Below are 11,390 nucleotides of genomic sequence, written 5' to 3' on the forward strand. Positions count from 1 at the left end.
ACTATCTGTTAATATTTCCTTAACTTTTCCAGTAGTAAAATACTCATTTTGTAATTACCCTGTGTATTTTTTTCGCAAAAAAAGACATATCTATGCTAAAATGACAGTACAAATTCTTATAAATTTCAAGAAATTGTTCATGCTTATTTTAGCTAAAATAAGTTATTTTTTAGGGAATTAAAAAACAGTTTAATTAAGTTGTTATAATTAAATGAGAAGATAAATGAAAGGACGTGAAAGAGGTCCTGCAGCAGGAGAGATGCTTTCTGCTGAATTTAGAGGACAAGATGCCAGAAATTTAGTTGGTCTAAATGGTATAAAAAGTTTAGTGCTCCTAAGCATCGAAGGTAATGAGTACTGTGATAGAGACTATTTAGGTGCAACCATTTTATCCACACTCAGAAGTACCGCTGCAAAAGAGCCGCCTAAAATTAGCCAAACAGAATTGTCAGAAGACAAGAGGCCTGTTGAACCAGCAACAGAAAATTTTACAACGTTTCTTGTTGCTGACGAAGTCTATTGGCACAATCTAAAAACAATAGATATCGATAATGAAGAAGAAGCTAGACCCAGAGCGCTCTACGAGAGCAGAGAAAAAGAATACGAGGAAGAAAAAAATGAATCTTCACCCTCTTCTTACTCAGAATTTTCGAACTTGACAACAGAAGCTCGCGCAATATCTGCAGATAGTAATCTTAGAAAACCGGCGCTTGCAACTCAATTAGCAGAAGAAATTAGATTAAAAGATAAAGCAATTAGCTTAGGAAACGCTTACCTTGAAAGAAATTTAGAGCAATTTTTACGTCCTTTTGGACTAAATATGGAAGAATTCAACACGTTATATAATTTTATTCTGGATGATACGAATAGGGAAACCGAGCCAAGAATATTGGATCTAACTCATGAGCAAATAATAAATCTAGAATTAGCAGTTCGAAACGCTGAAACACCTATAGATAAAAAAATTGCGTTGATCAACCAACTCGCTATAGAGAAGCAAAAGAATTTTGTAATCCTTAGATGGAAAGATTGGGTAAATTGCGATCAATTTTTTAAAGAAAATCAACACCAACTTATGGAATGTTACTCCCAAGTCCCTTCACTTCAAATCAGTATTACTAAGACCGCTAAAGAATTTGCAACACGTCACAAGGATAAAGGTGGAAGCTATGATGAGTGGTATTTTCGCTCGCAAGGTTATTTAACAGAAGAAAGTCCTGCTGTGATGTGGCTTGGTGCAAAACATAAGATTAATCGTATTATTTACCCAGGTGAGATGCTCGATTGTTTCAAGGCCACAAAAGAGCTATTTATTAAAGAGCTATTTATTGTTGACGCGACAAATCCTGAGAAGTCTTGCCCGGGTAAGCTACCTTTTGAGATTTATGCGGAAGAACCAAAATTGCTAGTGAATTGGATCGCCTGTCGTTTTAAAAGAGAGTACTCTCCAGAGCAGAAAGCTGATATGCAGAAAGCTGCTATGGCTAAATCTACCCAAGATAAATCCCCTGCAGTCGTAGTAAGCCCTAAGAAACAAGGTGGCACATCATCCTCTGTCAACCAAGCATTAGCAGCAAATTCTACTCGACTAAACAATCATGGACTCTTCGCTGCTGAAGCAGCCTCGAGTAAACGAAAAGGTCTTGAATCACTTCGTGATAGAGAGTCAAAAAACCAAAAATCAGACGATCAGCACTCCCTGCCCCTAGAAGAGCTCGTTAAAAAAGCTGTGGAAATTTATCAAACAAAAACAAAAAGCGAAGAAAGACACTTAAAAAGAGACGAGGAAAAACAAGTAGCAGAAAGCGTAAAATCTGCACTTGAGGTTGTACTTTCACTTGACGAGACAGAATTCTCTATTTTGCGAACAGCAATGGCTGTATTAGATGAACAGCAACGGAAAAAAGTGGTGGAGGATTATTCCATTTTAAGTACAAAAGGAAGCCATCCAACCTAAAAAGGAATTAAACAAGAGCTTGTAAGTGTGTTTGAAATCGTGTGATATACTTAGATAAGTGTTAAAAAATGATAAAGGCTATGAAATTATTCTTTGATTTTTTCCCAATTTTTATTTTTTTCTTAAGTTATAAATGGTTCGGAATTTATAACGCAACAGCTATTGCTATGGCTGCATCACTTATTCAAGTTATATTTTATCGCTTTAAACATCAGCGCTATGAGAAGATGCATCTTCTTAGCTTTGGTCTCATTTTTGTGTTAGGTGGAGCTACTTTGTTTTTCCATAATCCTTGGTTTATCAAATGGAAACCAACTGGAATTTATTGGCTTACCTCCTTAGTGTTTCTTGCCTCAAGCTTAATCAGTAAAAAACCTTTGATTCAAAAAATGATGGAAGGAAACATCTGTTTACCTCAGAAAATATGGCAACGGCTAAATTTTGCTTGGGCTATATTTTTTGTCTTAATGGGGTCGGTTAATCTCTATGTTGCCTACTATTACAGTACTGACTTTTGGGTTAACTTTAAATTATTTGGTGGCGCTGGGTTTACCTTGATATTTGTATTCATTCAAGCAATCTACCTTACCCGGCACTTAATTGAAAAGGATATCGAACGTCAACCCTCAAGCGATTCACTATAGAATTGTTTGAACTAATTAGGAGCAGCGATGCGATTGCTACTGGTTGAAGATGATGAATTACTTGGTGATGCTGTTAAAGCCGGTCTCACGCAATTCGGTTATGTAGTCGATTGGCTTAAAGATGGTGAAACAGCGCGAGCAGCCGTTAAATCGGAATCTTTTGAACTTATTATCCTAGACTTAGGTTTACCCAAACTATCTGGTTTAGGTTTTCTCCAGGCGATTCGTCACGACGGTAATGCAACACCGGTCATTATTCTTACAGCACGAGAAACAGTGGAAGATCGCATTAAAGGTCTTGACAGTGGTGCTGATGATTACATGACAAAACCCTTTGATTTAAATGAATTAAGTGCTCGAGTCCGCGCCCTTGTTCGACGTTCACAAGGACGAGCAGATTCAGTTTTACAATATCGAAACGTTACCCTGGATCCTGCTGCGCACTCTGTTTATGTTGATGATGTTATTGTTAATGTGCCTCGTAGGGAATTTGCTTTGTTACAAAAATTACTCGAAAACAGTGGTCAAGTTTTATCACGTGAACAATTAATGCAAAGTATATATGGTTGGGATGAAGACGTAGACTCCAATGCCTTGGAAGTTCATATTCACAACTTGCGCAAAAAACTCAATGCCAATTTTATCCGTACCATTCGTGGTGTGGGTTATATGGCAGAAAAAAATGAGAGTAATTAAGTACTGTGAAATCTTCAATTCGCAAATTTTTGCTAATTAATTTATTGTTAGCCATCACTATCACTACTACGCTTACGGCGATAGGTAATTACTATCTTGATCAAAAAGATATTCAAGAACATCTTGATACTTTAATGGCGATTTCCGCCTTATCGTATCAAGCACTTTTGGGTGATGATCTTCATCAACGGCCACTGAACAAAATTCAGGATGCTTTAGAGCTCATTCCACAAAAAATTGATAATTATTACCAACGACGTTTTTTAAATGATTTACCTCCCAAAAACTATCTAGAGAAGTTTAATTTCCAGGTTTGGACTAATGGTGGAAAGCTGTTACTTCATTCCCCGACTGCACCCAAAATACCTCTTACAGCCGAAGTGGATGGTTTTAGCGATAAAATGCTTGGTAAACAAAAATGGCGCGTGTTTACTGCTTATAATGAAAAAGCAGGAGTTCGTACCGTTTTAGCTGAACGTTATGATACCCGAAATGAATTAGGTCATCGCATTGCTCAAGATGATCTTTATATCATGCTCCTTACCTTCCCCTTATCTGGATTACTTATTTGGATTATTATTGGACGAGGTTTAGATAGCCTAGATCGCGTTGCCCAAGAGGTGGCTAACCGAGCACCCACCCATTTAGAACCGGTCGATTTACAAGAAGTTCCAGAAGAAATTAAACCCGTTATCGATGAATTAAATAAACTTTTTTATCGACTTCAAGAAGGTTTTGAACGGGAAAAACGCTTTGCCGCTGACGCTGCCCATGAGCTTCGCACCCCTCTTGCCGCACTAAAAGCTCAAGCCCAGGTCGCATTGAATACCAACGATATCGAAGAGAAAAACCTAGCCTTACAAAAATTGATCGCTAGTGTAAATCGCAGCACACATATTGTTCAGCAATTACTAACGATGAGCAAGCTAGTGCCTGAGGCAGCCAATATTAATGATATCGACGAAGTGAATTTGGTTAAAATAGCGCGCGAAGTGTTAGCTATGTTAGCGCCAAGTGCTGTAGAAAAACAAATTGAACTTGAATTTGAGCATGACGAGCATCCACCTGGATTTGCCGGCAATCCCACTGCCCTCAGTATCCTTATCCGCAATTTGGTTGATAATGCTATCCGTTATAGCAAAGAAAATGGAAAAGTTTCGGTTCGTGTTTATTCCAAAGAACAAGAACTGATTCTTGAGGTTCGTGACAATGGACCAGGGATTCCCAGTGAACTTCAATCAAGAGTTTTTGAACGCTTCTTCCGCGTTTTAGGTAATAAGAGTCCTGGCAGTGGATTAGGCTTGGCCATTGTGCAACAGATCGCTATTTTACATGGCGGTAAAGTCGAACTGGGTTCGCCCTCAGTGGGTACGGGATTAATTGTACAGGTGTATTTTCCTATCCCTCAAGCGACTAATACTGCGCAGTAGTAGGCAAATCTCCTCGCCTTGACCGCGGGGAGTTGCTATGAGCATGCTTTGCCAGGCCCAATCTACCTACCAGCCAAAATCTGCAGGGCTTGGCGAATCAATTGCTCGCAAGTTTTATTTCCATCATCTATTTTATTAATGACCTTGGCTGCTTCTTGTTGCTTATATCCCAAAGCCTCTAACGCACTAATCGCCTCATCTTGTTCACGTACATTGGCAACCTGTTTTAAAGCAACTTGATTAAAATCAGCCGAACTAAATGACTTTATACTATCCTTCATTTCAATCACCAAGCGCTCAGCCGTTTTCTTGCCGATCCCCGGCAATTTTGTCAGGTATAACGTATTTTGTTGATTGATGCATTGAATAAATTCATTAGGGCTAATGCTAGAAAGAATAGTAATCGCCATTTTAGGGCCAACCCCATTGACTTTAATTAAGGCTCGAAACAAGCTGCGCTCTAATTTATCTAAAAAACCATAGAGCAACAGAGCGTCTTCACGAACTACAGTATGGATATGTAATCCGATCGGGCCTTGGTGAGATTCAAGTTGAAAAAAAGTTTGTAATGAAGTTTCTACATCATAACCAACCCCATTGACGTCAACTACCAGTTTACCTAATTGATGTTTATCAACAATTTGCCCACTCAACCAGCCAATCATCTCGCACGTCTCCTTGAGCCTTGTCTGTACTGCGGTAAAGCCGCTAAACCATGCCGCATATGGCTATGGCAGATCGCAATCGCCAGCGCATCGGCTGCATCATTTTGCGGCGGACTATTTAGCAGCAGTAAATTAACTACCATATGCTTAACCTGTGCTTTTTGCGCAGCACCATAACCCACTACAGCTTGTTTTATCTCACGCGCTGAATACTCGCTTACCTGCACTCGATGCGAAGCAGCTGCTACCATTGCAACCCCTCTGGCGTGACCTAATTTTAAAGCAGAGCTAGGATTTTGATGCATGAATACTTGCTCTATTGCCACATCATTGGGACAATAATCATCCATTAATTGACAAATACCATCGAAAATTTCCAATAATCGCTGACTCAAGGGACCTTCCGCCGTGCGGATACATCCACTATCGATATAGGAAAGTTTGCGATTTTCTTCCTTGATAATGCCATAACCCGTTATGCGAGATCCCGGATCTATCCCTAAAATAATGCTCATTGGGCCCTACTCAAAAACTGATTCGGGAAACTCTGCATTACTATGCACTTCCTGTACATCATCCAAATCTTCAAGCATATCAATTAATTTGATTAAACTCTCAGCTGTGTCTGTATCTAAGGGAACCATGGTTTGAGCACGCATAGTTAAATGGGATTGCTCGACTTCATATCCAGCTTCCTGAATAGCTGACAATACGTTATGGTAATTCTCAGCCGCTGTAATGATTTCAATTTGTCCTTCTTCAACGAGGACATCATCAGCACCTGACTCGATAGCTACTTCCATCGCTTTTTCTTCAGATTGACCTGAAGCTAAAAGAATTTCACCTTGTTTGTTGAATAAATAGGCCACTGAGCCATCCGTTCCTAAATTACCACCATGTTTAGTAAAAGCATGTCTCACTTCGGAAACTGTACGATTTTTATTATCTGATAAACAATCAACCAAAATAGCGACCCCGCCTGGTCCATAACCTTCGTAGCGCATTTCCATCATATTGTCGCCATCCAAGCCACCTGCACCGCGCTTAATTGCATTATCAATCGTGTCGCGCTTCATATTCGCTTTAAGTGCTTTAGAAACTGCATCGCGTAATCTAGGATTAGACGATTCTTCCGCACCACCAGCTCGCGCAGCCACGGAAATTTCTCGAATTAGTTTAGTAAAAATTTTTCCTCGTTTTGCATCTTGGGCACCTTTACGAAAACGAATATTTGCCCATTTACTGTGACCCGCCATGATGAGACCTCAATTAATATAAAAAATGAATAAATTATACATCGCCATTCATTTAAAAAGAACGGTAATCACCTCTATCTACCTCGACTTTTTTAACTTTTTCAAGTTATTCTTATCGAACAGCGATAACAAGGAGAAAGAGGTGTACTTAGCTGGATTTGGCAATTACCATCAAACTGAAGCAATACCCGGAGCCTTACCTAAGGAGCAAAACTCTCCGCAGCAATGTCCCTTCGGTTTGTACGCAGAACAATTAAGTGGTAGTGCTTTTACCAGACCAAGACATGTGAATTTGCACAGTTGGCTTTATAGAACGCTACCCTCCGTTGTGCATGGCGACTATGCACCTTATGCTAAAGCTAAACCACTGACGCATGCACAAGATCAAGCACCAAATCCCTTACGTTGGTCAGCTCTAAAACCTCCTACCCATCATCAAGATTTTGTTGATGGTTTATTTTATATAGGCGGTAATAGCATAACGAATGCATTTATTTATCAGTGCAATCAATCGATGAAAAATCGCTATTTTAGTAATAGTGATGGCGAAATGCTGATTGTACCTTATCTGGGTGAATTCGTTATTTACACGGAGTTTGGCCAACTGGCAATAATTCCAGGTAAAATCGCTGTCATCCCTCGAGGAATAAAATTTAAAATAGAATTGTCCTGTCCTTTAGCCTGTGGCTATATTTGTGAAAATAGCGGCACGCCCTTCACCTTGCCGCAATTAGGTCCTTTAGGCGCTAATGGACTAGCTAATCCGCGACATTTTCTTTATCCGCATGCCTCCTTTGAAGATCTCCAAGAAGAAATTACCTTAATCTGTAAATATCACCAACGCTTTTGGTCTGCGAGCTCAAACCACTCACCTTTAAATGTTGTTGCATGGCATGGCAATTATGCGCCTTATAGCTATGATTTATCGCTTTTTAACACGATTAATACTGTGAGTTTTGATCATCCTGATCCCTCTATTTTTACCGTGTTAACCTCAGAAAGCGATACCCCTGGTGTTGCAAATCTTGATTTTGTTATTTTCCCACCTCGTTGGATGGTTGCCGAACACAGCTTTAGACCCCCCTACTATCATCGCAATATAATGAGTGAATTAATGGGCTTAGTGTATGGCGAATACGATGCAAAAAAAGAAGGTTTTGTCCCGGGCGGTATAAGCATTCATAATTGCATGACTGCACATGGTCCTGATACGGAAGCCTATCGAGCCGCTATTAACCAAGAATTAACACCTATGCAATATAAAGATACTTTGGCCTTTATGTTTGAAACTCGCTTGCCTTGGTTAGTGAGCGAGGCGGCATTATTAAGCTCCTCTAGGCAGGTTAATTATTCGGATTGTTGGCAGGGTTTGGCTGTGGATTTTAGTGGGTAGGAAAGTTAAGCTCATTAACTCCTTCGTCAACTTCCCGCCATTTGTCGGCGTTGTTGCAGGCCCTACTCTTCGACCTACATACCGCCGCTTATCCACGTTGTTGCAGACTCTAGTCTTCCGCCTACGTACCGCGGCTTGTAAGCGGTATCCAGGCGATCTTTTTTCCAGTTGAGATCTCTGGATCTCGCGAACAAGTCGCGGGACGTAGTGATAGTCAACCATGGAACAATGCCGACAAGCCTCGGAAAGTCGCAATTAGAGGAGCAATCCTTAAAACAAGTCTTCCTGCGTTAAACCAACCCGTTCTAGAAGCCCTCTCAATGTTTTCAAAGCTTCTACTTGAATTTGCCTGACTCGCTCACGCGTTAGATCAATTTCTTTACCGACATCTTCAAGGGTAGCCTTTTCAAAACCGCGCAAACCAAAACGTCTAGCGATCACTTGCTGCTGATTTTCTGTCAATTTATCCAACAAAGACTCAATATGATTACGCAAATTTTCGTCGGTTAGAAGCTCTGCTGGGTTCACACTATTTTCATCCGCAATCGTATCTAACAGGGATTTACTCTCGTCATAACCAATTGGTGTATCGACAGAGGCTACTTTATCATTCAAACCCAGAAGCTTTTCTACATCCTCAAGTGGCTTGTCTACCATTTCGGCAATTTCTTCTGCCGAAGGCTCATGATCAAGTTTCTGCGTCAGTTGTCTTGCAGCACGCAAATAAACATTAAGTTCTTTTACCACATGAATTGGCAATCGTATCGTGCGGGTTTGATTCATAATCGCCCGCTCGATAGTTTGCCTAATCCACCAAGTCGCGTAGGTTGAAAAGCGAAATCCTCTATCGGGATCAAACTTTTCTACCGATTTCATCAATCCTAGATTTCCTTCCTCAATCAAATCAAGGAGCGGTAACCCACGATTCAAATATCGACGTGAAATTTTAACAACTAAGCGCAAATTGGATTCAATCATTTTTTTACGCGCTGCAGCGTCTCCTTTAAGTGCAAGTCGCGCGTAATGAACCTCTTCTTCCGCAGAAAGTAGCGGGGAGAAGCCGATTTCACTCAAATAGATTTGTGTTGCATCCATAATTTTGGACGCTTGTCGGCCTCGCTGGAAGCTGGGAAAAGCTTCTTCATTACTAAAATCGGGGAGGGGTGGATCTTCTCCCACATCCTCAGATTCATGCTCTTCAGAGAGCACTATCTCTTCATCATTAGGAGATTCATCCCATTCTTCTTCTGGGACTTCATCTTCTTTCATGGATTCGTCGTCTGCCTGCATCATTTTTCACCTATCGTGTTTATATCTCAATAAGAAAAAACACCGCTTTATTGGCATATCTTTACAACTGTTTTTGTTTTACCTCACTTCAAATAATCCAGTGGATTTACTGGTTTTCCGGCTTTTCTTATTTCGAAATGGACACCCCAATACTTTCTATCTATAACACCCATTTCGGCAATAATTTGCCCAACTTTAACTTTTTGCCCTTCCTTTACAATATTTCGTAAATTGTTGCCATATGCAGTTAGGTATTGATCATTATGTTTAATGATAATTAAATTTCCATACCCAGAAAGCCCACTACCCGCATAAGCCACTACTCCGCTGGTTGCTGCATGAATCATCTCACCTTTTTTACCAGCAATATCTATGCCTTTTTTTCCTAGCTGGGGAGCAAATCGAGAGACCACCCGACCATCGACTGGCCAAATCCATGTTTGCCTTTGATTAAAAGTTTGATTTGCTCTAAATATAGGGTAAGTTTTATTAGTTTTTTTTCGCAAAGCCTGCCTTACTTTAGATCTAGGTTTCACCGTAACAAATCGGGAACGAGTACCTAGTCCTCTAACACGCAGAACTTGACCAACACGCAAAGCATAAGGTCTATGCAAATGGTTAATGGCAGCAAGTTGCCTATAATCCTGGTCATAGCGGAAAGCAATTGCATAAAGCGTTTCACCTCGTCGCACCACATGAGTAGCTTGATTTGGGTTATGCGGCTGCCATTTTAATTCAACGACAGGGGCAAAATTAGAATTTGTGCCACAAGCAGTCAATAGGATTGTTATTATTAATACGCACAGTTTGTACATATTTTATTCTCATCTAAGAAACGGTTTTTTCAGGTTAGACACCCCAATTTATTTCTTCCACCCAAGCTGATAAGGTATCAAACACCTTATAATGGGTCATATCAAGCTGAAGCGGGGTGATGGATACAGAGTTTTGGGCAATCGCATAAAAATCGGTACCTGGGCCTGCATCTGCTTCAATTCCCGAAGGTCCTACCCAATAAATAGGCCGACCACGTGGATCATACTCTTTGACAGTAGGCTCCGCGGCATGACGCGTACCTAAGCGTGTTACTTCGATACTTCTGATTTTCTCTGAAGGCAGATTCGGTATGTTGACATTAAGTATAGTTTGAGAAGGCAGCATATTTGCTCGCATCTTTAGCACTAATTGGCGTGCAATAGAAGCAGCCGTGTCATAATGTTGGATATTCTCACCAACCATGGAAAAAGCGATAGCTGGTAAACCTAAATATCTTCCTTCCATAGCAGCAGCCACCGTTCCGGAATAAAGAATATCATCACCTAGATTGCCTCCATCGTTGATACCTGAAACAACTATATCCGCAATTGGATTGAGAAATCCTGTGAGAGCCAAATGAACACAATCGGTAGGTGTGCCCTCAACACTATAATAACCATTATCCAATTGCTTAATTCTCAATGGCCTTGTCAAAGTTAAGGAATTACTCGCCCCACTACGATTTCGATCAGGCGCAACAACCGTCACCTCTGCAATGCTCGACATTTCATTAGCCAATGCTCTTATACCAGGTGCGTATACACCATCGTCATTACTTACCAAAATTCTCATTGTTAACCCTGTGGAGATTCTAACCATCTTACTATTGCTAAATACTCAGCCAGCTGCTCTTCATTATGTTGAACAGTCAGCTTAAGCTCAGGCTGATTGGGATTAGCCTTTAAGCTCGCTTGTTGATGTGCTAAGGTTTCTTGAATTGATAATATTTTCATACCAAAAGCTTGTGGATTGATTTGCAATTGATAAGCTAATTCATTTACCCCTATAGCGACATCGGCTAATTGCTTACAACTCATCTGGGTTGGTTGCTTAGCAGGACAATCTTTAACAGCATCTTGCAATGCTTGAGGGTGTGTTCGGTAGTATTGTCCATCCTCCTGTGTTGAACAAGCAGCCAATAATAATGACATACAAGCCATAAACAGGTACTTTCGCATTAGAACCTCTTGATGTTACAAAATAAAGTTCTCGATGTTACCATTTGTCTCTAACTAACGCCATG

The 11,390-nt window shown here is 40.4% G+C and carries 12 protein-coding genes; 5 read left to right on the forward strand and 7 right to left on the reverse strand.

The features are described from left to right. The first annotated feature begins 223 nt into the window (after positions 1-223). The 4 genes from Lnau_RS08725 to Lnau_RS08740 all read left to right on the forward strand — a co-directional run bounded on the left by Lnau_RS08725 (position 224) and on the right by Lnau_RS08740 (position 4,727). Positions 224-1,957 carry a hypothetical protein gene (locus Lnau_RS08725; RefSeq protein WP_058504723.1) on the forward strand — a complete coding sequence of 578 codons (1,734 nt, stop codon included), beginning with the start codon at positions 224-226 and terminating at the stop codon, positions 1,955-1,957. An 80-nt stretch (positions 1,958-2,037) separates the two neighbouring features. Further along, positions 2,038-2,601 (forward strand): septation protein A, encoded by a 564-nt coding sequence (locus tag Lnau_RS08730; protein ID WP_058504724.1) that lies wholly within the window; start codon positions 2,038-2,040, stop codon positions 2,599-2,601. Between the two features lie 27 nt (positions 2,602-2,628). Then, positions 2,629-3,297, forward strand: a complete 669-nt coding sequence (locus Lnau_RS08735; RefSeq protein WP_058504725.1) for a response regulator — start codon at positions 2,629-2,631, stop codon at positions 3,295-3,297. Positions 3,298-3,302: 5 nt separating this feature from the next. Beyond that, positions 3,303-4,727 carry an ATP-binding protein gene (locus tag Lnau_RS08740; RefSeq protein ID WP_058504726.1) on the forward strand — a complete coding sequence of 475 codons (1,425 nt, stop codon included), beginning with the start codon at positions 3,303-3,305 and terminating at the stop codon, positions 4,725-4,727. Between the two features lie 62 nt (positions 4,728-4,789). Here the strand turns inward: Lnau_RS08740 and ruvA are convergent, their stop codons facing one another. Genes ruvA through Lnau_RS08755 form a run of 3 tightly spaced genes read right to left on the reverse strand, consistent with a single transcriptional unit; the run spans position 4,790 to position 6,648 of the window. Further along, positions 4,790-5,392, reverse strand: coding sequence for a Holliday junction branch migration protein RuvA (gene ruvA, locus Lnau_RS08745; RefSeq protein ID WP_058504727.1), 603 nt, complete (start codon positions 5,390-5,392; stop codon positions 4,790-4,792). After that, the gene (gene ruvC, locus Lnau_RS08750) at positions 5,389-5,907 is read right to left on the reverse strand and encodes a crossover junction endodeoxyribonuclease RuvC (RefSeq protein ID WP_058504728.1); all 519 of its coding nucleotides are present in this window, start codon (positions 5,905-5,907) and stop codon (positions 5,389-5,391) included. The genes ruvA and ruvC overlap by 4 nt, the downstream gene beginning before the upstream one ends. A gap of 6 nt (positions 5,908-5,913) precedes the next feature. Continuing rightward, entirely contained in the window at positions 5,914-6,648 is a 735-nt protein-coding gene (locus tag Lnau_RS08755) for a YebC/PmpR family DNA-binding transcriptional regulator (RefSeq protein ID WP_058504729.1), read from the reverse strand. Positions 6,649-6,790: 142 nt separating this feature from the next. Between Lnau_RS08755 and hmgA the strand changes: the two genes are divergently transcribed. Next, entirely contained in the window at positions 6,791-8,041 is a 1,251-nt protein-coding gene (gene hmgA / locus Lnau_RS08760) for a homogentisate 1,2-dioxygenase (protein WP_058504730.1), read from the forward strand. A gap of 270 nt (positions 8,042-8,311) precedes the next feature. Here the strand turns inward: hmgA and rpoS are convergent, their stop codons facing one another. The 4 genes from rpoS to Lnau_RS08780 form a co-directional block, all read right to left on the reverse strand. Beyond that, positions 8,312-9,331: an RNA polymerase sigma factor RpoS gene (gene rpoS, locus Lnau_RS08765; RefSeq protein ID WP_058504731.1), complete on the reverse strand. Its 1,020-nt coding sequence runs from the start codon at positions 9,329-9,331 to the stop codon at positions 8,312-8,314. Between the two features lie 83 nt (positions 9,332-9,414). Beyond that, a complete protein-coding gene (locus Lnau_RS08770) occupies positions 9,415-10,146 on the reverse strand; it encodes a peptidoglycan DD-metalloendopeptidase family protein (RefSeq protein ID WP_058504732.1) in 732 nt (243 codons plus the stop codon). A 34-nt stretch (positions 10,147-10,180) separates the two neighbouring features. Further along, positions 10,181-10,939, reverse strand: coding sequence for a 5'/3'-nucleotidase SurE (gene surE, locus Lnau_RS08775; protein ID WP_058504733.1), 759 nt, complete (start codon positions 10,937-10,939; stop codon positions 10,181-10,183). Between the two features lie 2 nt (positions 10,940-10,941). Continuing rightward, on the reverse strand, positions 10,942-11,325 hold the full coding sequence (locus Lnau_RS08780; RefSeq protein ID WP_065240266.1) for a putative periplasmic lipoprotein: 384 nt from the start codon (positions 11,323-11,325) through the stop codon (positions 10,942-10,944). Positions 11,326-11,390 lie beyond the last annotated feature (65 nt).

The sequence above is a fragment of the Legionella nautarum genome, from assembly GCF_001467895.1.
In the GTDB taxonomy this organism is placed as follows: Bacteria; Pseudomonadota; Gammaproteobacteria; order Legionellales; family Legionellaceae; genus Tatlockia; species Tatlockia nautarum.

Bases quoted from the DNA above. Each gene is read 5' to 3' on its own strand.
- Lnau_RS08735 (WP_058504725.1), top strand. From the start codon at position 2,629: ATGCGATTGCTACTGGTTGAAGATGATGAATTACTTGGTGATGCTGTT.
- surE (WP_058504733.1), bottom strand. From the start codon at position 10,939: ATGAGAATTTTGGTAAGTAATGACGATGGTGTATACGCACCTGGTATA.
- Lnau_RS08725 (WP_058504723.1), top strand. From the start codon at position 224: ATGAAAGGACGTGAAAGAGGTCCTGCAGCAGGAGAGATGCTTTCTGCT.
- Lnau_RS08730 (WP_058504724.1), top strand. From the start codon at position 2,038: ATGAAATTATTCTTTGATTTTTTCCCAATTTTTATTTTTTTCTTAAGT.
- ruvC (WP_058504728.1), bottom strand. From the start codon at position 5,907: ATGAGCATTATTTTAGGGATAGATCCGGGATCTCGCATAACGGGTTAT.
- rpoS (WP_058504731.1), bottom strand. From the start codon at position 9,331: ATGCAGGCAGACGACGAATCCATGAAAGAAGATGAAGTCCCAGAAGAA.
- Lnau_RS08755 (WP_058504729.1), bottom strand. From the start codon at position 6,648: ATGGCGGGTCACAGTAAATGGGCAAATATTCGTTTTCGTAAAGGTGCC.
- ruvA (WP_058504727.1), bottom strand. From the start codon at position 5,392: ATGATTGGCTGGTTGAGTGGGCAAATTGTTGATAAACATCAATTAGGT.
- Lnau_RS08770 (WP_058504732.1), bottom strand. From the start codon at position 10,146: ATGTACAAACTGTGCGTATTAATAATAACAATCCTATTGACTGCTTGT.
- Lnau_RS08780 (WP_065240266.1), bottom strand. From the start codon at position 11,325: ATGCGAAAGTACCTGTTTATGGCTTGTATGTCATTATTATTGGCTGCT.